The sequence below is a fragment of the Flavobacterium fluvii genome (genome assembly GCF_900129545.1).
Lineage (GTDB): Bacteria > Bacteroidota > Bacteroidia > Flavobacteriales > Flavobacteriaceae > Flavobacterium > Flavobacterium fluvii.
In genome coordinates this window covers 125,315-149,519 of record NZ_FQWB01000007.1, presented here as the reverse complement: position 1 = coordinate 149,519, position 24,205 = coordinate 125,315, and the positions used below count along the sequence as shown (strand labels likewise).

The 24,205-nt window shown below is 37.5% G+C and carries 18 protein-coding genes; 12 read left to right on the top strand and 6 right to left on the bottom strand.

Going from position 1 to position 24,205, the window contains the following annotated elements; genetic code table 11:
* The first annotated feature begins 201 nt into the window (after window positions 1-201).
* The 5 genes from BUC16_RS14795 (at window position 202) to BUC16_RS14775 (ending at window position 8,729) form a co-directional block, all read left to right on the top strand.
* Entirely contained in the window at window positions 202-2,613 is a 2,412-nt protein-coding gene (locus BUC16_RS14795; protein WP_073371580.1) for a hypothetical protein, read from the top strand.
* A gap of 181 nt (window positions 2,614-2,794) precedes the next feature.
* Window positions 2,795-5,233 (top strand): Plug domain-containing protein, encoded by a 2,439-nt coding sequence (locus BUC16_RS14790; protein ID WP_073371579.1) that lies wholly within the window; start codon window positions 2,795-2,797, stop codon window positions 5,231-5,233.
* 127 nt (window positions 5,234-5,360) lie between these two features.
* Window positions 5,361-6,713, top strand: coding sequence for a cytochrome ubiquinol oxidase subunit I (locus BUC16_RS14785; protein ID WP_073371625.1), 1,353 nt, complete (start codon window positions 5,361-5,363; stop codon window positions 6,711-6,713).
* 9 nt (window positions 6,714-6,722) lie between these two features.
* Window positions 6,723-7,760, top strand: a complete 1,038-nt coding sequence (gene cydB, locus BUC16_RS14780; protein ID WP_073371578.1) for a cytochrome d ubiquinol oxidase subunit II — start codon at window positions 6,723-6,725, stop codon at window positions 7,758-7,760.
* Between the two features lie 114 nt (window positions 7,761-7,874).
* Complete coding sequence (locus BUC16_RS14775; RefSeq protein WP_073371577.1) at window positions 7,875-8,729, top strand: CvfB family protein; 855 nt, start codon at window positions 7,875-7,877, stop codon at window positions 8,727-8,729.
* A 94-nt stretch (window positions 8,730-8,823) separates the two neighbouring features.
* Here the strand turns inward: BUC16_RS14775 and BUC16_RS14770 are convergent, their stop codons facing one another.
* Window positions 8,824-9,681: a DUF3943 domain-containing protein gene (locus tag BUC16_RS14770; protein ID WP_170860883.1), complete on the bottom strand. Its 858-nt coding sequence runs from the start codon at window positions 9,679-9,681 to the stop codon at window positions 8,824-8,826.
* A 244-nt stretch (window positions 9,682-9,925) separates the two neighbouring features.
* On the opposite strand from BUC16_RS14770, the gene BUC16_RS14765 reads away from it, so the two are divergent.
* The 7 genes from BUC16_RS14765 to BUC16_RS14735 all read left to right on the top strand — a co-directional run bounded on the left by BUC16_RS14765 (window position 9,926) and on the right by BUC16_RS14735 (window position 16,045).
* Window positions 9,926-10,756, top strand: coding sequence for a 1,4-dihydroxy-2-naphthoyl-CoA synthase (locus BUC16_RS14765; RefSeq protein WP_073371575.1), 831 nt, complete (start codon window positions 9,926-9,928; stop codon window positions 10,754-10,756).
* A gap of 127 nt (window positions 10,757-10,883) precedes the next feature.
* Window positions 10,884-11,843 carry a 1,4-dihydroxy-2-naphthoate octaprenyltransferase gene (gene menA / locus BUC16_RS14760; RefSeq protein WP_073371574.1) on the top strand — a complete coding sequence of 320 codons (960 nt, stop codon included), beginning with the start codon at window positions 10,884-10,886 and terminating at the stop codon, window positions 11,841-11,843.
* A gap of 25 nt (window positions 11,844-11,868) precedes the next feature.
* A complete protein-coding gene (locus BUC16_RS14755) occupies window positions 11,869-12,546 on the top strand; it encodes a metal-dependent hydrolase (protein WP_073371573.1) in 678 nt (225 codons plus the stop codon).
* Between the two features lie 131 nt (window positions 12,547-12,677).
* Window positions 12,678-13,886 carry a tetratricopeptide repeat protein gene (locus BUC16_RS14750; protein WP_073371572.1) on the top strand — a complete coding sequence of 403 codons (1,209 nt, stop codon included), beginning with the start codon at window positions 12,678-12,680 and terminating at the stop codon, window positions 13,884-13,886.
* Between the two features lie 219 nt (window positions 13,887-14,105).
* Window positions 14,106-14,615, top strand: coding sequence for a hypothetical protein (locus BUC16_RS14745; RefSeq protein ID WP_073371571.1), 510 nt, complete (start codon window positions 14,106-14,108; stop codon window positions 14,613-14,615).
* 11 nt (window positions 14,616-14,626) lie between these two features.
* Window positions 14,627-14,818, top strand: coding sequence for a hypothetical protein (locus tag BUC16_RS14740; RefSeq protein ID WP_141226169.1), 192 nt, complete (start codon window positions 14,627-14,629; stop codon window positions 14,816-14,818).
* A gap of 183 nt (window positions 14,819-15,001) precedes the next feature.
* Complete coding sequence (locus tag BUC16_RS14735; protein ID WP_073371569.1) at window positions 15,002-16,045, top strand: o-succinylbenzoate synthase; 1,044 nt, start codon at window positions 15,002-15,004, stop codon at window positions 16,043-16,045.
* Window positions 16,046-16,047: 2 nt separating this feature from the next.
* Here the strand turns inward: BUC16_RS14735 and BUC16_RS14730 are convergent, their stop codons facing one another.
* The 5 genes from BUC16_RS14730 to BUC16_RS14705 all read right to left on the bottom strand — a co-directional run bounded on the left by BUC16_RS14730 (window position 16,048) and on the right by BUC16_RS14705 (window position 24,189).
* Window positions 16,048-17,130: an AI-2E family transporter gene (locus BUC16_RS14730; protein WP_073371568.1), complete on the bottom strand. Its 1,083-nt coding sequence runs from the start codon at window positions 17,128-17,130 to the stop codon at window positions 16,048-16,050.
* A 95-nt stretch (window positions 17,131-17,225) separates the two neighbouring features.
* The gene (locus tag BUC16_RS14725) at window positions 17,226-20,747 is read right to left on the bottom strand and encodes a PAS domain S-box protein (RefSeq protein ID WP_073371567.1); all 3,522 of its coding nucleotides are present in this window, start codon (window positions 20,745-20,747) and stop codon (window positions 17,226-17,228) included.
* 332 nt (window positions 20,748-21,079) lie between these two features.
* The gene (locus BUC16_RS14715; RefSeq protein WP_073371565.1) at window positions 21,080-21,544 is read right to left on the bottom strand and encodes a nuclear transport factor 2 family protein; all 465 of its coding nucleotides are present in this window, start codon (window positions 21,542-21,544) and stop codon (window positions 21,080-21,082) included.
* Window positions 21,545-21,694: 150 nt separating this feature from the next.
* Window positions 21,695-22,372: a peptidoglycan DD-metalloendopeptidase family protein gene (locus BUC16_RS14710; RefSeq protein ID WP_073371564.1), complete on the bottom strand. Its 678-nt coding sequence runs from the start codon at window positions 22,370-22,372 to the stop codon at window positions 21,695-21,697.
* A gap of 23 nt (window positions 22,373-22,395) precedes the next feature.
* Window positions 22,396-24,189 carry a chloride channel protein gene (locus BUC16_RS14705; protein WP_073371563.1) on the bottom strand — a complete coding sequence of 598 codons (1,794 nt, stop codon included), beginning with the start codon at window positions 24,187-24,189 and terminating at the stop codon, window positions 22,396-22,398.
* Window positions 24,190-24,205 lie beyond the last annotated feature (16 nt).

Below are 24,205 nucleotides of genomic sequence, written 5' to 3'. Positions count from 1 at the left end.
AAAATAATTCCATAAAACCTCGTGGCTCTGTCCCGAGGTTTTTTTATTGCGATTGACCTATTTCTATTAATTTGACAAATAATTTATTTAAAGTTTTTTGTTGGCATAGTTGTTGATTTGTTAATTTTATAGCTTATAAATTAACAAGATTTTTATACGTCTTCATATCTTTTGCCATTGTTTAACATAAATTTGAATTTTATGCTTGAAGCCTTTAATAGAATTAAAATTTGCAGTTTGCTTATTGTGCTATCATTTGGTTTTTCGCAAGCACAAAACCAAAAAGCAATTCCTGATGTAGAGAAAATATACCTTCATACGGACAATTCAAGGTATTTTATTGGTGATAATTTGTATTACAAAGCCTATGACGTACGTGCCTCCAATAACTTGCTTTTTGACAACAGCAATATTTTATACGTGGAATTGATTTCGCCCGATTCCAAGATAATTGCCCGAAACAAGACCAACATAGAAATGGGGTTGGGGCATGGCGATTTTCAATTGACCGATTCTCTTGGCGTGAAACCGGGAGTTTACCAGTTACGGGCTTACACCAATTGGAACAGGAATTTTGGCGAAGATTTTGTATTCAAAAAGGATATTGAAATAATAAATGTTTTTGAATCCGGTTCCAAAATCGACAAAGCACAAAATAGTGCCACTGCTGCGGAAAACATAATTGCTGAAATAAAAAATCCAACCAGCTATAGAATTGACTTCTTTCCCGAAGGCGGTTCTCTATTGGAAAATGTGGCCAGTGTTGTGGGCTTCAAGGCCATTGACAATAATGGAAAACCGATAGACATTAAAGGCGAAATTTACGATTCCGATGCAGATGACGAATTGGTGACTTCTTTTTCAAGTCAGCATGACGGTATGGGAAAATTCCAGATGATACCAATGGAAGGGAAAAATTATTACGCAAAAATCAAGACTCCGGATGGGAAACTACTGCATCAAGAACTTCCAAAATCCGCCAAGAAAGGCTATTTGTTGAGTTTTAGAATTTTTAAAGGCAAAAACATTTTAAGCATTTGCACAAACAACGCCACCTTGGCCCAGAATCCCGATGGGGTACTCACGCTTGTTTGCAAAGCAAAAGGGATTTCCTATCTGGAAACGAAACAAACCTTAAGGGTAACAGAATTGTCTTTTGAATTGCCAAAGGAAATTTTCCCCGAAGGCATAAGCCAAATTACCATATTAGACAGCGATAATAAACCACAAAGCGAGCGCTTGGTATATTTTGAAAAAGAGCACGATTTAGGGGTTCAACTGACAACCGATAAAGCGAGTTATCAGCCCAATGAAAAAGCCACGATAAACTTGAGTTCAAAATCGAAAGAGGGCATAGCCAAATCAGGAAGTTTTTCATTAAGTGTAACTGATACTAATGGAGTGGACGAAAAGGATTTGGACACGACCATTAGTTCTTATTTCTTGATGGAATCCGACATCAGGGGCAAGGTGCATAATCCGGGTTACTATTTTGATACTGCCAATTCAAAACGACTGGAACATTTGGAGAACCTGCTTTTGACCCAGGGTTGGCGGGATTTTGTATGGAAAACAATCCCGGAAGTGGATGATAAATTAGGGTATAAAGTAGAAAAAGGCATCACGATAACCGGTAGGGTAAAACAACTTTTTGGAAGAAAACCATTGATAAATACTAACATGACCTTGGCTTTGATGGGGAATAAGAAACATGGTATTTTTAATGCGACCACGGATTCCATGGGGCGTTTTAAATATGAAAACCTGCTATTTTCCGGAAAAACCAAAATGTATTTAAACACCAGGGACGAAAAAGGAAAGTTTAAGGGAGAAATAGTGTTGGATTCCATCGAACAACCTCCAATGGCTGTTTTTAATCAAAAAGAATCCATTAGTTTGCCTGAATCCACAAACAAGTTTGTTGAAAATGTGTACAAAAAATTCACTTTCTTTGGAGTAAAGCCCGAAAATGTTTTGAAGGAAGTGGTAATTGTTGCCGAGAAGAAAAACCCTGCAATTACGCGAGTTCCTTATATAAATCCATCCTATACCTATAAAGCAGATAAAAATACAGCATCCTATTATAATGTCTTTGATGTTATTCAAGATTTTAGACATTTTGCTAAAAGTGGCATGGAAAGGATATATACTTTCACGGAAGGTGAATTTTTTGATGACCCTGCCGGAGGATATTTTATAGATGGAAATGAGACTACCTTTGCTGAAGTATATGCAATATCTCCCTATGAAATTGAGCAAATAGATTTCGTCGAAGTTGGCATAGAACCGGGTATTTACATTTTTACAAATCGATACAAAAACCTGGGTAAACCCAAAAAAGCCAATTTTCAATCGATTAAAAAAGAAATAGACGGCTTTTACACCGCACGGGTTTTTTACTCTCCAAATCCAGAACAAGCCGAGTTGGATAAAAAGGCAGCGACAAGAAACACGCTGTATTGGAATCCGGATATGTATCCAGACAAAACAGGCAATGCGAGCGTGAATTATTACAACACCAAGGTGGAAACCAAAGTGAAAGTAGCGTTGGAAGGCATTACCGCAACAGGGATTCCTGTAGTTAGAAAAACGTATTATACCATTAAAAACTAAGGTTTATTTGTGATGTTGATGGGGCTAAAACAAACCCAAATAGATTAATGATCATATGTAGTATTGTTTCTCTGTAGCATTTTTAAGTACCGATGTTAAATGTTTTTTTATTCCATTAATTTTATAAGGTTTTTACATACTTTTATACTTTTTTTATTGTTTAATATAATTTTGATTTTAAATGCTTGAATTTTTTAATGCGAATAAAAATTGCCGTTTATTTTGTTTTTTATGGATTGTTTTAACATCTGTTTTTTCGCAGGCACAAGACAAAAAAACGATTCCCGACATAGAGAAAACATACCTTCACACGGACAATTCAAAGTATTTTATAGGCGATGATTTGTTTTACAAAGCCTACAATGTACGTACCTCCAACAACTTGCTTTTTGACAACAGCAATATTTTATACGTGGAGTTGGTTTCGCCAGATTCTAGAGTAATTGCACGAAACAAGACCAATATAGAAATAGGTTTGGGTCATGGTGATTTTAAATTATTGGATTCTCTTGGCGTAAAACCGGGAGTTTACCAGTTAAGGGCTTACAGCAATTGGAATAGGAATTTTGGGGATGATTTTGTGTTCAAAAAAAATATTGAAATTATAGATGCTTTCGAATCCCATTCCAAAGCCAACAAAACACAAAATAGTGCCACTGTGGCGGCAAACATAATCACTGAAATTAAGAATCCAACCAGCTATAGGATTGATTTTTTTCCCGAAGGCGGTTCTCTTTTAGAAAATGTGGCCAGCATTGTAGGCTTCAAGGGTGTTGACAATAATGGAAATCCGATAGAAGTCAAAGGTGATGTTTACGATTCCGACAACGAATTGGTAACTTCTTTTTTGAGTCCGCATGATGGTATGGGGAAATTCCAGATGATACCCATTGAAGGGAAAAATTATTACGCAAAAATCAAGACCCCAGACGGGAAAGAATTGCGTCAAGAACTTCCAAAAGCAGCCAACCAGGGGTATTTGTTGAGTTATAGGGCGTTAAGAGGCAAAAGTTTTGTAACCATTACGACAAACGAAGCCACCTTGGCTAAAAATCCCAATGCGGCATTGACGGTTATTTGCAAAGCAAAAGGAATTCCCTATTTGGAAAGCACGCAAACATTAACGGAAAAAACATTGTCTTTTGAATTGCCAAAAGATAAAGCTCCCGAAGGGATAAGCCAAATCACCTTATTCGACGGCAATAATAAACCACAAAGCGAGCGATTGGTGTATCTTGAAAAAGAACAGGATTTAGATGTACAAGTAACGACTGACAAAGCGAGTTATCAACCAAATGAAAAAGCAACCATAAATGTTAGTTCAAAATCGAAAGCTGGCGTGGCCAAATCGGGAAGTTTTTCATTGAGTGTAACCGACATGAATGGAGTAGTGGAAGACAAAGACTTTGGCACAACCATTAGTTCTTATTTCTTGATGGAATCCGACATCAGGGGAAAAGTGCATAATCCGGGCTATTATTTTGATGCTGCCAATTTAAAACGACTGGATCACTTGGACGACTTGCTTTTGACGCAAGGTTGGAGAGATTTTATATGGAAAACAATACCAAAAATGGATGATAAACTGGGCTTTGAAGCAGAAAAAGGCATCACGATATCCGGTAGGCTGAAGCAACTTTTAGGTGAAAAACCAAAACCAAATACTAACGTGACATTGGCTTTAATGAATAAAAAGCACATGAATATTTTTAATGCGACCACAGATTCCATTGGTCGTTTTAAATTTGAAAACATCATGTTTTCCGGAAAAACCGATTTGTTTATAAATTCCAGAAATGAAAAAGGAAAGTTTAGAGGCGAAATAATAATAAATCCTGAGCATCCTCCAGTACTTGTTTCTTTCAAAAAAGAACCTATTATTTGGAATGAAACCACACGCACAATAGTTGACAATGTCTTTAAAAAATTTACGGCTTTTGGCGTAGTGCCAGAAAATATTTTGGATGAAGTGGCCATTGTTGCCAAAAAGAAAAAACAATCAAAATCTTATTTTGGAATTCCAGAAAGTAGTTATATCGCAGAAGGAAATGAAGATGCAGCCTTATATACCGATATTTTTGACCTTATGGTTCAAAAAATACCAGGCATCATTCCTTTTGATGATTCCGTTAGTTTTATGCGTCATAATTCACCACCGCTTTTTGTGTTAAATGGTGTTTCGCTTGTGGCAGGTGATTTGGAACAGATAAGGTCTATTCGACCTGAAGATGTCGAAAAAATTGAAGTTATAAAAGGCATGCAGGCAACAATGTTTTTTGGGGATGAGGCTTCTAGTGGTTTTATTGCCATTTATACCAAACCAAATACGGGCAATAAACCTAAAAGCGGATCTTTTAGTTCCATTAGAACAGAAATTGACGGTTTTTATACGGCGCGTGTTTTTTATTCGCCAACTCCAGAACAAGCCGAGTTGGATAATAAAGCAGCTGTGAGAAACACGCTGTATTGGAATCCAGAAGTGTTTCCAGACAAAACTGGAATTGCCACCTCAAGTTATTACAATACCAAGGTGGAAACCAAAGTAAAAGTTGCCTTGGAAGGCATTACCACAGGAGGTATTCCAGTAGTTAAAAAAGTATATTATACGATTAAAAAATAAGTATATTTTATGGTATATCCATGAATGGGCGTACATTTTTTTTTAATTTCCAATTAATAAGTTAATTAACGAATGTTGGATGACATTCCGACATTTGTTGCCTAAATTTGGGGTAAAATTTATTATTATGGACGTTGAAATATTGGCCCGAATACAATTTGCCTTTACCATTGCTTTCCATTACATCTATCCGCCGCTGAGTATAGGTATTGGGTTGATAATGGTCATTTTTGAGGGACTTTACCTTAAAACGGGAAACAAGGATTACGAAATTTTGACCCGCTTTTGGATTAAGATATTCGCCTTGACTTTTGGTATTGGCGTGGCCACCGGAATTATAATGGAATTTGAATTTGGAACCAATTGGGCGGTATATTCTCGTTATGTGGGGGATATTTTCGGTAGCGCATTGGCAGCAGAGGGATTGTTTGCTTTTGGTTTGGAAAGCACTTTTCTGGGCATACTGCTTTTTGGATGGAATCGGGTAAAGCCTTGGGTTCATTTTGTCTCCACTTTGGGAGTATTTCTGGGTTCAATGTTCTCGGCAGTTTGGATTGTGGTGGCAAATTCTTGGCAACAAACTCCCGCAGGATATCATATCGTTGGAACAGGATTACACGCCCGAGCTGAAGTAACCGATTTTTGGGCAATGGTTTTCAATCCATCCAGCGTGGATCGAATCATCCACACTTGGCAAGGCGCTATTTTGGCGGGAGCGTTTTTGGTTTTGAGTGTGCATGCTTATTACATCAGAAAAGGACGTTACGTCGAAATATCCCAAAAAGCCTTCAAAATTTCCTTGGTGGTGGCTACCATTTTTTCACTTGCCCAATTGCTTTCAGGACACAGTACAGCCGATGGCGTTGCAGTGAACCAACCGGCAAAATTGGCCACTATGGAAGGGCATTTCCAGAAAAATTCCCCTGCCGATTTGTATCTTTTGGGTTGGGTGGACAAGGAAAAACAAACGGTTACCGGGATTGGTATTCCGGGTGGATTATCTTTTTTGGTACATCAAGATTTTCAAGCTCCAATAAAAGGATTGAATGACTTTCCGGTCGAGGACAGGCCGAGTCAAATCAATGCCGTTTTCCAGTTTTACCACATCATGGTTGCCATTGGAATGGCCTTGATTGGATTGACGGTCTATGCCAGTTTTTTGTGGTGGCGAGGCAAATTATTCGAAACCAAATGGCTTTTGTGGATTTTTTCCTTCTCGGTGATTTTACCTCAAATCGCCAATCAAGTGGGCTGGTTTACGGCCGAAATGGGAAGACAGCCTTGGGTAGTTTACGGCCTGTTGCGAACAAATAAAGCTTTTTCCCAAGAAGTGTCATCCAACCAAATAGTGTTCTCATTGGTCTTGTTTACCGTGGTTTATTCGCTCTTGTTGGTGTTGTTTTTATACTCGGTCAATAAAAAAATAAAACACGGACCCTTTGATGAATTGGAAAAATCGTCAGAAATAAATTTTTTATAATCCAGGCTTATGGAAACTTTTTTGGGAATAGATTATCCTACATTGTGGTATTTGGTAATCGGATTGTTGTTTTCGGGTTACGCTATTTTGGAAGGCTTTGATTTTGGGGCAGGTGCGTGGCATTTGTTTTTCAGGAAAGACCTGAGCCGAAGAATTGCCATCAACGCCATTGGTCCCATTTGGGACGCGAACCAAGTCTGGTTGGTTATTGGCGGCGGAGCATTATTTGCTGGATTTCCCGTGATGTACGCCACGATGTTGTCGGCTATGTACATTCCGTTTATGTTGTTCTTGATGTTCAATGTATTGAGAGCGGCGGCAATAAAATTTAGAAGTGCCGAAGAAATGGCTTGGTGGAGAACCGGTTGGGATATTGTTTACAGTGTTTCCTGTATCATGATTGCTTTTTTACTGGGTGTTGTCTTGGGGAATATTTTGCAGGGTTTCGCCTTGGGACCTAATTTCACATATCACGGAGGCATCTTTTTTTCATTTTTGAGTCCTTATGCCATTATGGTTGGTTTAACCACGCTTTCCATTTTTATGACCCAGGGAGCCATCTTTCTGTTGTTGAAAACAGAAGGTAGGCTGCACGATCGACTGACTTTTTTGCTTCAAAAAGGGATGATATTTTTCATCATCAGTTTCGGGATTACAACACTTTATACCTTGGTATTTATACCCGAAGTTACGGCCAATTTTAGGGAAAACCCACATTATTTTGTGGTGCCGGTTTTATCTTTTTTGGCTGTGGCCAATGTACCTCGTTTGGTTTCCAAAAAAAGATACATGTTGGCATTGGTGTTTTCGTCCTTGACAATGGCGTTTTTGCTTATTCTCGTGGCTTTGCAATTGTATCCAACGCTTTTAATTTCCACCATCGATCCCAAGTATAATGTAACGATTTACAATGCCGCTTCCTCCCAAAAATCATTGGGAATCATGCTGACTATCGTGCTGATAGGTGCACCATTATTAGCTGCCTATTTTTTCTTTTTATACCGAACATTCAACGGAAAAGTGCAACTGGACGATACGAGTTACTAAATTTGTTTGGAAAGTAACAATGATGAAACGAAAGTAGATATTGACCAAAATAAATCTTTCCCGAGGTTGCTATTTTCAAACTTCGTACCTTTGCACCTTAGAAAATACAAGAAAATGATTGAAATAGGAAAATACAACACGCTCACCATATTACGTGACACCAAAGTAGGATTGTTTTTGGGAAATCCAGAAAAAGATCCCGAAGGAATTCACGACATACTGTTGCCCAATAAATATGTTCCCAACGAATGGGAAATAGGAGAAGAAATTATCGTTTTTGTTTATTTGGACCACGAAGAACGCCCTGTTGCCACCACCTTGGAACCGTATATTTTATTGAATGAATTTGCACTTTTGCGCGTGAATTATGTCAATCAAGTTGGGGCTTTTATGGATTGGGGAATGGAAAAAGACATTCTGGTTCCGTTCAAAGAGCAAGCCCGTCCAATGGAAAAAGGAAAACGCTATTTGGTTTACCTTTACATGGACGAAAAAACCAAGCGTTTGGTGGCATCCAGCAAAACCAACCAGTTTTTGAAAAACGACCATCTAACAGTCGAAAAAGGAGAAGAAGTGGACTTGATTGTTTCCCATATTACTGAATTGGGAATCAACGTCATCATCAACGAGCAACACAAAGGCCTTTTGTACAAAGATGAAGTCTATGACGATTCCATTCGAACGGGAGATAGATTGCGAGGCTACATCAAAACTATTCGTCCCGACAATAAAATAGATGTTGCCCTCCAAATTCAGGGCTATCAAAACATCGAACCCAATGCAGACAAGATTCTGGACGAGCTTCGTGCAAGTCGTGGCTTTTTGCGATTGACGGATAATTCCCATCCTGAAGACATCAAGACTGTCTTGAAAATGAGCAAAAAAACCTTCAAGAAAGCCATTGGAGCTTTGTATAAAGAAAAACTGATCGAGATCAAGGAAGACGGAATCTATTTGGTTAAAGAGTAAAATAGAAACAAAAATAAACCGCAAATTCGCAAATTTTATTTATCAGAAATAATAAATAATTTGCGAATTTGCGGTAAATAGTTTTAAATGATATTTAAAAGCTAGCAGAGAAATTTACACCCCAAATTGTTTTATTGGCACTGCTATCAAACCCAACGGGAGTAATATTCATTTGGGTTTTGACCTTTGATTGATAACCGAATCCATCCAAAATAGTGTTGAAAGGATCTATCAAAAACAGGGACGTTATTCCTAAAAACCTTGATTTCAATACTTTTTTGTCGTGTTTAATAATGGATTTTTTGGCATAAAAGAAACCTTCACCCATTACGGAGCCTATAACTGGAGTCACGATAAGGTCTTGAATTGAGGGTATTTCCGCAAAAGCTTCGATACCGTATTCCCAAAAGAAAGTGGACATAATGGCCGAATAACCAAAAGATTCCAAAATAGTAAAGCCGCTACTTCTGGCGGTCATATAATAAACTGCACCACAATAAGGATGTGTGATATAGTTTAATACCCAATTGTCTTCATCCCAAACGGGACCCGCTTTTACGTTTTCTTTCCATTTCCAGAAAATACCTTTCTCTTTCATCTCCTCTTTGTCCCAATTAGTGGTACTTTCAGGCATAGCCCAAAGCACTCCAAAAGCAACTATGGTTGCTCCTACATAAATGCTGGAGTTGTAGGCTAATCGGGTATAATCTTTATATGGGGGTGGATAAACAAGAGAATCTTTTTTTTGGATCGGTACAGCAGGGTCGATTGTTATTTTAACCGTGTCCTCGATAAAACCTTCAATAGTGATGGTGCCCACTGTCGAAGTACTGTCGGCAATTATTGGGGTAATTAGAGGTTCTGAAATATTGCTTTTGGTTTGTTGTGCAAACGAAGCGGTGGAAATAATCAGTATTAAAAAGGAGCAAAGAAAAGTATTTGTTCTAATCATAACTTTTAGTTGAAATTTAAAACTACATTTTTGTAATGGAGAATACATTTATAATTAAGGGTAAAAACCACTAGTGATAAATTTCAATATATTGGTTTTTTTAAATAGTTGGAGGCAAATGTAGGGATATATATATATTTATGGAAACATTTGTTGAAAAAAACAACTACTGATTTAATTTCGGTTTTAATGGGAAAATGTAAAAAATGGTCTATTTTTACGCTAGTAATTTAAAACGAATAGAATGGATTGGATAACCGTAAAAGAATACGAAGATATAACCTATAAAAAGTGCAATGGTGTTGCCAGAATAGCTTTCAACAGGCCTAATGTGAGGAATGCTTTCCGTCCGAAAACAACTTCCGAACTATACAATGCTTTTTACGATGCACAAGAAGACATATCGATAGGAGTGGTTTTGCTTTCAGCAGAAGGTCCTTCCAGCAAAGATGGAATTTATTCTTTTTGTAGTGGAGGCGATCAAAATGCCCGTGGTCATCAAGGTTATGTGGGCGATGATGGACAACATCGTTTGAATATTCTGGAAGTGCAACGATTAATACGCTTTATGCCAAAAGTGGTCATTGCCGTGGTTCCGGGATGGGCCGTTGGTGGTGGACACAGCCTGCACGTAGTTTGCGACATGACATTGGCCAGCAAGGAACACGCCATTTTCAAACAAACCGATGCCGACGTGACCAGTTTTGACGGAGGCTATGGTTCAGCTTATTTGGCCAAAATGGTGGGACAGAAAAAAGCCCGCGAGATTTTCTTTCTTGGAAGAAATTATTCTGCCCAAGAAGCTTTTGAAATGGGAATGGTCAATGCCGTGATTCCCCACGCCGAGTTGGAAGATACCGCTTATGAATGGGCACAGGAAATTTTGCAAAAATCGCCAACATCCATCAAAATGTTGAAATTCGCTATGAATCTCACCGATGACGGAATGGTGGGACAACAAGTTTTTGCCGGAGAAGCTACAAGATTAGCCTATATGACTGAAGAAGCCAAAGAAGGCAGAAATGCTTTCCTTGAAAAAAGAAAACCGAATTTCGAAAAAAAATGGTTACCGTAAAATAGTAGGCAGTTTTCAGTTTTTAGTGTTCAGTTTGAGCAATAAAATAGTTTAAAAAACAATATTAATAAAAACTTTGCGCCTTCGCGCCTTCGTGGCAAAAAAAGGCCTTATATAGAAACATAAAATGAAACATTGGATTGAAGCCGCACGATTAAGAACCTTGCCCTTGTCGGTATCTGGAATAATTGTGGGAAGTATGTACGCACTTAGACCTACCGAGGATATTGAAACGCCGACGGATGTTTTCAGTTGGAGAATATTTGCCCTGGCTATGTTGACCACCCTCGGATTGCAAATATTGTCCAATTTTGCCAATGATTATGGCGATGGAATGAAAGGAACCGACAATGCCGATAGAGTGGGGCCGCAACGCGCCATTCAAAGCGGGGTGATCTCTCCTGCAGCCATGAAGAGGGCCATTATCCTGACTTCCGGATTGACTTTGATTTCCGCAATGTTGTTGATTTATTTTGCCTTTAGTGATACCAATATTGGCTATTCCATATTTTTCTTGGTCTTGGGAATCCTGGCCATTGCTTCGGCAATTCGTTACACGGTGGGGAATACGGCTTATGGATACAGGGGTTTTGGCGACTTGTTTGTCTTTGTGTTCTTCGGATTGGTAAGCACGCTTGGAGTCAATTTTTTATATTCCAAAGAAGTGGAATTGCTGTTGATTTTACCTGCAACCGCCATCGGATTATTGAGCGTTGGGGTTTTGAACCTGAACAATATGAGGGACGAAGCTTCCGACAAGAAGTCGAACAAAAACACCATCGTGGTTAAAATTGGCGGAGCCAAAGCCAAAAAATACCATTACTTTTTGATTGTTTCTGCAATGATTTCAGTGTTGATTTTTGCTGTTTTGAGCGAATATCGTCTGGATCAATACTTGTTTGTATTGGCTTACATCCCTTTAACCAAACATTTAATTACTGTTTCTAAAAACCAAGAGCCAAGAGCATTAGATCCAGAATTAAAAAAACTGGCGTTAAGCACTTTTGCACTTTCAATACTATTGGCTTTGTGCATGGTTTCGCTTATTCAAGATGTTATAGTAAATCTCCTTTTTGGAGGTAGATAAAACCTAACTTTTAATTTATGTTAAAATGAAAATAACATTTTACGGACATTCCTCTTTGGGAATTGAAGTGGGTGGCAAGCGTATTTTGGTCGATCCATATATTTCTGCCAATCCAAACGCTTCGCACATCAATATCAATGAATTGGAAGCTGATTATATTCTGCTGACCCACGCCCATGGCGACCATGTTGCCGATGTCGAATACATTGCCGGCAGGACAAAGGCGATTATCGTGTCCAATTTTGAAGTGGCCACACATTACGGTAATAAAGGCTTCGAATACCATCCGTTGAACCATGGTGGAAGTTGGGATTTTGATTTCGGAAAAGTAAAATACGTTAACGCGGTGCATTCCAGTTCCTTTCCCGATGGAAGTTACGGCGGCAATCCCGGTGGTTTTGTCATCGAGGGCGAACATAAAAATATCTACATTTCCGGCGACACCGCCCTGACGATGGACATGAAACTCATCCCGATGCGAACCAAACTCGATTTGGCCATCCTGTCCATTGGAGGCAATTTCACGATGGATGTCGAAGATGCCATCGTGGCTTCGGATTTTGTCGAATGCGACAAGATATTGGGCGTTCATTACGATACTTTTGGCTACATCGTCATTAATCACGAAGAATCCATCCGCAAGTTTTTCGACAAAGGAAAAGATTTGATGCTGCTTAAAATTGGCGAAAGCATCGAATTGTAATGTCATTGCGAGGAACGTGGCAATCTCAGGAGCTATTTCCTGCTATTCGTTACAATCTTTTTCCACGCAAAAAAGCGTGAAAAAAGGATTTCCACTGCTATCAGGGCTAGTACTCATCAATACCTAACAAAATGAATTTTAAAAAAATATTTTTGGTGCTATTCATTGGCATTTCATCCACTTCCATTTTTGCCCAGAAAGATGGTTATTGGGACAAGGAAAGAGCTTTCAAGAAAGAAATCGTTGTTTCGGCACGAGAAAGAATCGTCATAAAAACCGAAGACTTGCCCGTGGGAACCACCGAAGTCGTGTTCAGGATCACGCTTTTGGATGAAAACCAACAAATGGCCGGAAGTTTGGTTTCAATATTAAAATCCATTCCCGACCCAACGGGAATCAGTCAAGGCTCGGCTGGTGCCGTTTTTTTGATGTCCAAAATCTCGGGAGACGACAAATGCAAGTACGCCATCTTTTCGAATGCTGCTGCTGCTGCCGAATATAAAAAAAGTGGCGACACAGACAATGCCTGTTTGGAACAGGAAGAAGCCGTGAGCAAGGACGCCAAGCGTCTTTCGATAGATAAATCCTTGTGTTTGTTGCCGAATTCCAATGCGATGTGGTTTGGTTTCGAAAGCAAAAATTGGGTGATGAAACAAAAAATAGTTCTCGAAGTCGTGCCTTGGGTTAACTACAGGCTCAGTAGTGGCTGGACTTTGGAAAACCGAAAGCTCATCATCAACCAATGCAAAACATCCGATTTGGCCAAGAAAATCATCAATTCCGACGACTTCTATGTTTGCGTGTTGAATAAAATACAAAACGAATACAAGTTCCAGGAATTCCAAAAATTGCTGCCAATAGAAAAATCGAAAGCCTACAAAGATTACGGAAATGCTTGTTTCAACGAAATAGGTGCTTCTGAAAAGATTTATTTGGATTTGCGCAACCAAGCAGCGGATTTGGCAAAACAAGGCAAATACGGCGAAGCAATTGATAAATTAAGTATTATTGTGGTTAACGGAAAACCGACCGCCAATGATTATTACAATTTGGGAAAGGCCTACATCTTGACCAAACAATATGCAAAAGCAATCAAATTTCTCAAGGAAGGCGAGAAGCTCGACGATTCGGAATTGTTGATACAATTGAATCTGGCACATGCTTATTTGTTGAACAAGGATTTCAGGTCAGCCAAACCCATTTACAAAAAATACCAATCCCAAAACGTGAACGACAGCATCAGTTGGACACAGAAAGTAAAACAGGATTTCGAAACCTTCAAAACGGCAGGATTGCCAAGTGGCGATTTTGACAGGGTTTTGAGGTTGTTTGAGGATTAGGAGTTGATATAGTTGAGTTTTTTTGATTTATAATTGTTGAAATTATTTATTCTAATGATAGAACATTACAAATAGATTTTTTGTTTTTAATTTTGTTGTTTTATGGCAAGAATTCCAAACCAAATTTTAATGAAAAATTTTGAAATCAATGTAAATAATGATTTTCTAAAGATTTATTAATATTGTTCCAAAATCCTAATGTAAAAATTACTGAATAATATGAAATTAAGATACCAATTATTTCCGCGTTCTTTTGGAATAACTGACCAAGTTAGAGAAGCTATTTTGTGCTTCGAGAAAAATCATATTTTAATTGACTCTCATAAGTTTAATTATAGTAGTAATGAAGTTTTAGAAATCGTTCGTCTTGATTTAGAGTCTATAAGGTTTACTATTGAGAAAAGTAAAAGTAAGGACGATAAAATTAGAGTTCCTGTGCTTTTTGGTTTAAATAGTAAAATAGATAAGTTTTTTGATGCTGATGGGATTAGTGAAGATTTGAAAATTGTTTTAGAAGTTGAAGCTGGAAGGGCGTATAGGAATAATCAATTTTTAAAAGATGTTTTTCAAGCTTGTATGATGCCTTCTGTTGAATATTTGATATTAGCCGTTAGAAATACTTACGCTGGAACAGATGATTTTGAAAGTATTTTTGCGTTTTTAGAAACTCTATATATTAATGGAAGATTACAACTTCCGCTGAAAGGAATTGTTTTAATTGGGTACTAATATTTATGAAAATGACAAAATACAAATGTGATACTTGTGAAGACAAAGGTTGGATAGAAACAACAGTTTATTGCTCAGCTAAAGTAGAAGACGGAACTGATCAAATTGAAAAATGTGATAATTGTAATATTTTTGTAGATGATAATACAGCAAAAAACTATGTGTTAAATTATCTTGATAATAGAAAAAGTAATTTTAATTAATTTACAAAAAAAGTAGGATTAGATTCGGGATTTAGAAAATTTCAATCACTTGCTTTTGATAAAGTGCAATTACCAATAAATCACACATTGCGCCCAAACATTGAAAACATAGATTTAGCAAATCAATCAAGAGGAATAATTTAGTTAATTTTTGAGTTGACAACTATTTACAACTTCTTTATTTTGAAAGCAACCTACCACAAATACATTCTTGATTTCAAACGACCTTCGGGGACGTCGCGAGGCGTTATGACCGAGAAAGAAACCTGGTTTATCGTTTTGGAAAAAGACGGTAAAAAAGGAATAGGCGAGTGCGGCATCTTGAGAGGATTAAGCGCAGACGACCGACCGGATTATGAAGAAAAATTACGATGGACTTGCGACAATATTCACTTGGGTGAAAACCAACTTTGGGAAGCTTTAATGGAGTTTCCTTCGATACAGTTTGGAGTGGAAATGGCGTTCCGATCTTTGGCCAGCGAAACTTCTTTTTTGCTCTTCCCTTCAGACTTCACAAATGGCGAAAAAAGCATAGAAATAAACGGTTTGGTTTGGATGGGAAAAGAGTCGTTTATGAAGGAACAAATCGAGGAAAAACTGGCGGCTGGTTTTCGTTGTGTCAAACTCAAAATAGGCGCCATAGATTTCGACCAAGAACTGCAATTGTTGCGTTATATTCGGGAATATTTCACTCCTGAACAAGTCGAAATCCGGGTAGATGCCAATGGTGCTTTTGATGTATCTTTAGCTTTAGATAAGTTAAATCAATTATCTGGTTTTGAATTACATAGTATTGAGCAACCTATCCAAAAAAACAACACTGACAGTATGGCAGAGCTGTGTAAAATCACTCCAATTCCCATTGCTTTGGACGAAGAGCTGATAGGTGTATTTTCATTAGAGGAAAAAGAAGCTTTATTGCAAAAAATCAAGCCTCAATACATCATTTTGAAGCCTAGTTTTATAGGTGGTTTTCGAGGCACGAAAGAGTGGATTTCACTCGCCGAAAAGTACAAAATCGGTTGGTGGATTACCTCGGCTTTGGAGTCGAATATTGGACTGAATGCCATCGCGCAATGGACTTTTTTGCAACACAATTTGATGCCGCAAGGTCTTGGAACGGGAGCCTTGTATACCAATAATTTTGACTGTCCTTTAGCTGTTTTGCAAGGGAAATTGTGGTATAAAAAAGAAGCCGATTGGGACTTTGATTTTGACTTGCCATAGTATTATTTTTTCTTCTTTTTCTCTTTTTCACCCATTAGCAAAGAGACTATTTTAAGGCTTTCAGATCGGTCGGCAATTAGTTTCACGATGCTTATAAAAGGGATGAATAAAATCATTCCCACGGCTCCCCATAAAATGCCTCCCACAATAATCATGATGAGGACGACCAACGTGTTTATTTTTAAACGACCTCCAACGGCAAACGGGAAAATAATATAGGCTTCCAGAATTTGTACCACACTGAAAACTACAATTACACCTATTGGATACCAAATGGAATTATAGGTTATCCAGGAAATCATGATGGGTAAAAGCGATGAAACAATAATTCCCACATAAGGAATAAAAGTGAGGATGGATGCCATGAAACCAAACAGGAAAGGATGTGGTATGCCTATGAGCAGAAGTCCAAGGCTATTCAAAATCCCCACTATGAGATAAACCAAAAGCATTCCCTTGATGAAATTATGATAAGCATGGATGGTTTCGACCAAGATTTCGTGTATGATTTGTTTTTTTTCCGGCGGGAAAACCTGATAAAGTGCATTTACTAGCAACTGTCTGTAATAAAGAATAAGCACCGAATAAACGGGGATTATTAGCAGATAGAAAAGAGATTCAGAAATGGAAGACAGCGTGATTTTAAGCAATGAAATGGCTTCGGTTCCCGAGTTGTTGATTACATTTTCAAGAAATACCGTTTGTTTTTCGATGCTGAAGTCCAATTGTTCTGCAAAAAAGAGACTTAGTTGGTTTGCCGCTTCCAATAATTTTATTTTGAAATTTTCCCATTCATTCGAAAATTCCACAATTTGCATAAAAAGAAGGTACACAAGTAATGCGAAAAATAACATCAAACCAAAAATGGAAATAAAAATGGCGATATTCTGGCTGATTCCTTTTTTTTCCATCCATTTGCATACTGGATACATAATGAAGCTGATGAGCATGGCAAAACTTAAAGGAATTAAAAGTGTTTTTCCAAAGTAAAGCAGAATACAAGCCAATACGATGAACAGAAGAATTTCATTGACGGAAAACTTCTTGTTCGAATTAATTTGAACCGGTGTTTCAGGAATAGGCATTATTAGAATTTTTAACTGTTATACTTTTTGTAATAGTTGTTAATCTTCTTTAAAACTTCAAGCCACAAAAGGGCAGGCCAATTTTCCTTTTTTAATTACTTTTCGAAATATTTTTTAATTAATTCACCCAATGCGGCTATATTTACGGGTTTCGATATATAATTGGTGCATCCTGCAGCAATCGCTTCGTCTCTGTCGCTCTGCATTCCATTGGCAGTTTGGGCTATGATAATCAGGTTTTTGTTGAATTTCCTGATTTGTTTCGTGGCTTCATAACCGCCCATTTCCGGCATGTTGATGTCCATCATTACCAAATCAATATCTGGATTGTTGCGGCAAGCTTCAATGGCCTCAAGTCCGGTACCCACTTTCAAAATTTCTTTGCTAAAAGGTTTTACGGCAATAGTGATCAGTAATTTTGATATTGGATCATCCTCTACAATCAACACTTTTAAGTCTTTAATTTCGTTTTCGGTATTTTCTTGAACAACCGTTTTTGGGGTAATAGTTTTGTCTTTTGATTTTAATTTGGAATCAAAGTTTAGGGTGAAATAAAAACAACTTCCTTTTCCTTCCTTGCTTTCTACCCAAATTTTGCCACCCAGCATTTCAACATAGGCTTTTGAAATGGCCAATCCCAGTCCTGAACCTTCGTGAGAGCGGGAAATGGTGTCGTTGGCTTGCCTGAATCTTTCAAAAATTATTTTTTGTTGGGAACCTGAAATCCCCAAGCCGGTATCTTTTACAAAGAACTCCAGGTAATCCCCTTTTTTGGCATAACCAAATTCTATCGAACCGGAATCTGTAAATTTAAGCGCGTTTTTGACAAGGTTGGTCAGTATGGCATACACTTTCTCGCGATCGGTGTTTATGACGGCTTCGTCTGAAGGCAATGCGTTTTTAATAATGAGTTGAACTCTTTTTTGTGCTGCCTCTGGCTTGAAAAAGTTGTACAGGTATTCTATTTGATCGTTTATGTTCGTTTCTGAAAGGGTAATATCAATTTGTCCAGATTCGACTTTTGAGATACTGATGATATCGTTGATGATATTGAGCATTCTAATGCCACTTTTTTCAATGATTCCAACATATTCTTGTTGTTCCTCGCTCGACAAGTTTGGTGATTTCAACAGTTCCGTGAAGCCGAGAATGCCATTCATTGGCGTACGTATTTCGTGACTCATATTGGCCAAGAAGGCCAGTTTTAGACGATCGCTTTCTTCTGCTTTTTCCTTGGCATGGATTAATTCTTCTTCGGCTTTTTTGCGGTCGGTAATGTCTTCTTTGATGGCTATATAATGGGTTGTTTTGCCATGTGTATTTATGATTGGGGAAATGGATGCGGATTCCCAATATAACTCTCCATTTTTAGTGACATTATGAAATTCGCCATGCCATTCTTTGCCAGCCGTAAGCGTTTGCCATAATTCTTTGTATTCATTCGGTGAGGTATGGCTGGATTTTAATATGCGTGGATTTTTTCCTGTAATTTCATCAATAGTGTATCCTGTTGTTTCAGTAAATTTTGGATTTGCATATTCTATGTTGCCTTCGGTATCTGTAATGATGATCGAAACTGGGCTTTGCTCCACGGCTTGTGAAAGTTGCCTGATTTTTTCTTGCGTGCTTTTGCGTTCCGTAATATCATGGATAATTACTTGAACAGCCTCTTGTTGTTCATAAAAAGTAGGTATTCCTTTTAACTCAACATAAATAGGGTTCCCGTGCAAGTCAATAAATTTTTCTTCAACAATATCTGATGCATTGCTGTCTCGAATTACTTCTATCATTCTTTGAATAACACTCTCCATACTGTCGGGATGTATGAATTGCAAAACAGGTTTGCCTATTATTTCGTCCTTGCTTGAGGCTCCAATCATGCGGACTCCTTCCTCGTTTACAAAAACAATTTTATTTTCGATGTAAATAACAACGGCATCTGGAGAATTCTCTACCAGGCTTCGGTATTTTTCTTCACTTTCACGCAGGGCTTCTTCCGTTTTTTTCTGCTTGCTAATATCAAACATCACGCCCTGCAACCACCGTGGTTTTCCTTCTTGAACGACCACGTTTACAATGTCTCTAAGCCAAACCACTTGTCCGTTGTTTGCAATAAAACGATAGGTAAAATCGTGTGATAGCATTTGTTTTGTTTGGGAAGTGCAATATTCAATGGTTTTGTCCTTGTCGTCTGGATGCAACTGATTTTTCCAGAATCCGTCCTTATACCATTCTTCAACCGAAAATCCAAGAAGTCGTTCTGCTTGTTTGCTTACAAAAGAGAAATTGAATGTTGTGGCATCGGCCTCCCATACAATTCCGTCGGTGGAATCCAATAGATTTCGAATTTTTTCTTCGCTTTCGCGCAAAGAATCTTCAGTGTATTTTTGTTTGCTGACGTCTTGAATTGTTCCGATTAATTGTTGGGGTTCATTCAGTTCGTTGTATATTATTTTCCCAGTTCCGTGTACCCATCGTTCCTCTTTGTCATTTATTCTAATGATTTTATAATCTTTGTCAAAATCCTTTTTCTTGGAAATGATCTCATCGTTGAAATAGTCAATCATTGTTTTTTGCCATTCAGGATGAATAATTGTTTCCCATCCTTCAATCGATTTTTCATAATTGCCATCAATGCCAAAAATGGAGTCAAGAACTGCTGAACTTGTCCATTTTCCGGTACTTAAATCTAGGGAATAGGATCCAAGATTTGCAATAATCTGGGTTTGTTGTAAGAAAGCATCGTTTGCAATCAACTTTTCTTCTATGTTTTTACGTTCCGTAATATCGGAAATAACACCAATGGCATTGGTGACTTCGTCGTTTTCATCCGTGATTGCCGACACCGATATTTTGCCCCAAAAAAAGGATTTGTCCTTTCTCTGGTAGCGTTTTTCCATTTGGTATTTGTTGATCTTGCCTTCTATTATTTCATTTAGAAGTTGTCGGCTCTTTTCAATATCATCGGGATGCGTAATGTCTAAATTAGTCAATTTACCGAATTCTTCTCTTGTGTAGCCAAGTGTGTCGCAACACCAATCGTTGAAAAGTAAAAAACGGCCATTTTTATCAACCATTTGAATTCCTGAATTGGCTACATTAAAAATTCCTTGCAACTTTTCTTGGTTTTCCCTTAATGCTTCTTCCGTTTTTTTGGGTATTGCAATATGGTTTGTCCTGTTTTTGGAGAAACAAGTTATTCCAATAATTTCATTGTTTATTACAATTGGATTAAAGAAATTTTCAAAATAAGTAATGCCAAAATCGTCAAGTTTGCTTTTGTTTGAATAGGATTCTCCCTTTAAGGCACGGTCAAAATTTTTCTTGGCAATGTTTAAATCATTTTCTAAAGTAATACAGTCCAGTATGTTCATTTCTAGTTGAATATCTAAATTGTAAATAGATTTCATTCTATCTGAATGAGCTTTGTTGAAATATAAATACCTGTAATTTTCATCGATAGAAAAAACAATGAGGTTTTCCTGGTTTTCGATGATAGATTGCAAAAGGGAATGCGATTTTTTGAGTTCCTCTTCCATTTTTATGTTTTTGCTAATGTCAATTGCAGATACGAAATGTTCCCCGTCTTCTATGGTTTTAGATGTTTTGTCACTCATAAATGCTCTATGCTTTTGAATTATGTCGTTTTAATAATGTCGCGATTTAGGATTTTTCAAAATTATTATCCTTTATAATCGGCTTGCTTTTTATTGAAAATCTTGACAAAATACTAAATAATTTTATGGTTTTGCCGAAAAGATTTAATTGTAATGATTTAAGATTTCAGGTATTGGAAATAATACTCAAATTTAAGCAAATAATTAGACTAATTACAGGTAAAAGACCCGATATCCTTCTGTTTATTGATGGATTTTTATCTATTTTTTTTGTAATATTAAATTACTTGCCTTTTGCAGTGAATTATTGATTCCCTTTGAGTTGCATTGTTTTATTTTTCGTATTTGTTTAGCGATGAAAGGGCTTGCTTTTGGATTCTTTTTTGCATAAATCCAGTCCAACCCAAAAGTATTCCTTTCAATCCAAAAGCCTGTTTGGACCATTTCCAAATGTCGAAATCATCGGTGTGTTTTATGATTAAGCCTTCTTTAAACTGGAATTGGGCATAAATTGAATTGACCACTTTTCTATTGGTTTTACTAAAATTGTAGGTGGCTACCCAACGTGCAGAACCCTTGTAGTCGTCCGCCTTTATTTCCGAGAAGTCTATTTTTATGTTTCCTTTGCTTTTTTCAAGCAGCATTTTCCACATTTTACAAACATCTTTGCCTTTTAGCAGTCCAAATACGGGATCACTAAATTTAATGTTGGGATGATAACATTCACACATTTGAGTGGCGTCGCCATTGGAAAAAGCAGTGTAGAATTTAATGATGGTGTCTTCGTTTGTGGTCATTTCAAAAAAAGTTAGAGGTAAAAATAATATATTTTTTTCAGCTTTTGTGAGAAATGTATTTTTTTTTTTTGTAGTCTATTTTTGTAAAAAGATAATAATCTGTTTGGTTTCAATGAAATGCATTGTGCAATATTGAAAACTAAAAATTGTCTAATGAATTTTCAATAATAAATTGGGATTGGGACAGTTACCCAAATAATATTCCAAGTCTTTTTTGCTGCAAACACCCGGATAATCTCCTAAATAATCCTTTATTTCTTTGATTATTTGAAAATGTAAATGAGGTGAATACCCACCATTTACAGTTGCATCTCCCAGAGTCGCAATTTTTTGCCCTTTCTTGAAAATGCTGCCAATCTCAATGTTTTCAATGCTTTCAAGGGATAAATGGCCGTAAAGAGTATAGAAAATTTGACTTTCGAAGGAGTGTTTCAGGATGATGGTTGGTCCATAATTTCCTTTCCCGGCATTAAAGTCAAAACCATGTACTGTTCCGTCTAGTGCAGCCAATATTGATGTTCCGGATTTTATCCACAAATCCATCCCGATATGGATGTTACGTTCTTCTTTTTCGTCATCATTAAAAATCAGACTGGATTTGTATAAATTCCGTTCTTCATTGTATCCTCCAAAAGCTACTTTTGCCTTGTTTTTTTGAAGGTGATTCTCGATAAAGTCTTCAAATATCTTGGAATCGGTGATGTCAATTTTTGATAAATCGGGATTTGAAATTGATAAATTCAAAGGCGTGTATTGTGAATTCGGAATGGAATCGTCAATGACCTTTACGTTTTCAAGTTGCAGAAAAAGGGCTTCTAAAGTAGGCATAACAGCTGTTTAGCAAATGAAGTTTATTCTATTGTCATTGATTTCAACTTTGTTCGATATGCTTCGAGTGCCATTGATTTGGAAATAAAACCATGGTATTTTCCGTTTTTGAGTACTGGCAAAAAAGCAACCTTGGCTTTTTCGAATTTATTCATCACGGTTCCCATATTGTCGGATGGATAAATAATGTCAACAGGTGTTTTCATTATTTCTTTCACTAAAGTGAATTTTACCCGATATTGATTGAAAATTATTTCCCTGATATCGTTGAAATGAACGATGCCCAACATATTGTTTTCCTTGTCGACCACGGCGAAAATCACTTGATTGGAATGCGAAATCAAGTCCACCAATTTACTCAAGTTTTCATCGGGTGAAATGGTCAAATAATCGGTTTGAATGATGGAATTGGTATCTAAAGTAGAAAGAATATTAGTGTCTTTGTTGCTGGTAAATGCGTGTCCTTTTCTAGCCAAACCTTTTACGTCCAGCGAGTGTTTTTCAAAACGTTTTGAAACCGCAAAACTACAGGAAGCGACTATCATGAGCGGTATCATCAAATCATACCCCCCCGTTATTTCGGCAATAAGAAAGATTCCAGTCAATGGTGCGTGAAACAAACCGCTTAGAATTCCCGCCATTCCCACCATGGTAAAATTACTGACAGGCAACTTGGTAAGACCGGTTAGGTTTAGCAATGTGGAAAAGAAAAAACCAGCGTAAGAACCTAAAAATAGGGAAGGAGCAAAGTTACCTCCATTTCCACCACTTCCCAAAGTTAGTCCAGAGGCAAATACTTTGAGCATCATTGACGAACCGATAAATATCAAGAGTGCCCATTTATTGTCTCTAAAATCGTCAAAAAGTGTGTTTTCAAGCAATTGTCCAGGGTCGTTTTGAGACAAGGTTTTAATGCTTTCATAGCCTTCTCCAAAAAGTGTTGGGAAAATAAAAATCAATAATGCCAAAAGAGAAGCTCCAATAAATGCTTTTTTATAAGGTGAAAATTTAAGATGATGAAAGATATATTCCACTCTTTGAAAATTCCTCGAATAATAAACCGAAATGAGTCCAGTAAGCATTCCAAGTATCACATAGTACGGAATATTGTGGTAATCAAAGGTTTGTTGTTGTTTGAACGTCAATAAAATTGATTCGTCCAATGCAATTTTCGAAACCAAGGCTCCAGTTGCAGCGGCAATCATGATAGGGGTAAAAGCAGAAATGCTCACGTCTACAAGCAATACTTCGATTGCAAATAAAACACCGGCAATTGGGGCGTTGAAAGCCGCGGCAATTCCGGCGGCAACACCACAGCCAATAAGTAGTGTTCGGTCTTTATAACCTAATTTATAGCGTTGACCATAATTGGAACCAAAAGCAGCTCCAGTAATCACGATGGGACTTTCCAGTCCTGCCGATCCTCCTAAACCCACCGTAAGCGAACTCGTGACGATTTGCGCATACATTTGTTTTTTGGGAATGATGCTCGCTTTTTTGGCAACGGCATACAAAATCTGGGAAGTTCCTTTTTCTATCGAGCCTCCAAGGAATCTTTTGACAACAAAAACGGTGAGCATGATACCGATTACAGGCAGCATTCCCTTGATGAATCCGTATTTGAAGATACTTGTAATACTGGTCACATAGGCGGCGAAAGTAAAAATCTTGTGGGCAAACGTCTTTAGAAGTATCACTGCAAAAGCAGACGATATACCTACCAAAACACTGGACAAGAAAATAAACTGTTTGTTCGTGATTTTGCTTTGAGACCAAGCAATCAGATTTTCAAGTTTGTAAAGGTATTTTTTGAACATTTTACTTTCTTTAGAG

Coding starts and splice junctions, on each gene's coding strand:
- BUC16_RS14790 (WP_073371579.1), top strand. CDS start 2,795: ATGCTTGAATTTTTTAATGCGAATAAAAATTGCCGTTTATTTTGTTTT.
- BUC16_RS14755 (WP_073371573.1), top strand. CDS start 11,869: ATGAAAATAACATTTTACGGACATTCCTCTTTGGGAATTGAAGTGGGT.
- menA (WP_073371574.1), top strand. CDS start 10,884: ATGAAACATTGGATTGAAGCCGCACGATTAAGAACCTTGCCCTTGTCG.
- BUC16_RS14775 (WP_073371577.1), top strand. CDS start 7,875: ATGATTGAAATAGGAAAATACAACACGCTCACCATATTACGTGACACC.
- BUC16_RS14745 (WP_073371571.1), top strand. CDS start 14,106: ATGAAATTAAGATACCAATTATTTCCGCGTTCTTTTGGAATAACTGAC.
- BUC16_RS14765 (WP_073371575.1), top strand. CDS start 9,926: ATGGATTGGATAACCGTAAAAGAATACGAAGATATAACCTATAAAAAG.
- BUC16_RS14750 (WP_073371572.1), top strand. CDS start 12,678: ATGAATTTTAAAAAAATATTTTTGGTGCTATTCATTGGCATTTCATCC.
- BUC16_RS14785 (WP_073371625.1), top strand. CDS start 5,361: ATGGACGTTGAAATATTGGCCCGAATACAATTTGCCTTTACCATTGCT.
- cydB (WP_073371578.1), top strand. CDS start 6,723: ATGGAAACTTTTTTGGGAATAGATTATCCTACATTGTGGTATTTGGTA.
- BUC16_RS14730 (WP_073371568.1), bottom strand. CDS start 17,130: ATGCCTATTCCTGAAACACCGGTTCAAATTAATTCGAACAAGAAGTTT.
- BUC16_RS14770 (WP_170860883.1), bottom strand. CDS start 9,681: ATGATTAGAACAAATACTTTTCTTTGCTCCTTTTTAATACTGATTATT.
- BUC16_RS14710 (WP_073371564.1), bottom strand. CDS start 22,372: ATGCCTACTTTAGAAGCCCTTTTTCTGCAACTTGAAAACGTAAAGGTC.
- BUC16_RS14740 (WP_141226169.1), top strand. CDS start 14,627: ATGACAAAATACAAATGTGATACTTGTGAAGACAAAGGTTGGATAGAA.
- BUC16_RS14725 (WP_073371567.1), bottom strand. CDS start 20,747: ATGAGTGACAAAACATCTAAAACCATAGAAGACGGGGAACATTTCGTA.
- BUC16_RS14795 (WP_073371580.1), top strand. CDS start 202: ATGCTTGAAGCCTTTAATAGAATTAAAATTTGCAGTTTGCTTATTGTG.
- BUC16_RS14715 (WP_073371565.1), bottom strand. CDS start 21,544: ATGACCACAAACGAAGACACCATCATTAAATTCTACACTGCTTTTTCC.
- BUC16_RS14705 (WP_073371563.1), bottom strand. CDS start 24,189: ATGTTCAAAAAATACCTTTACAAACTTGAAAATCTGATTGCTTGGTCT.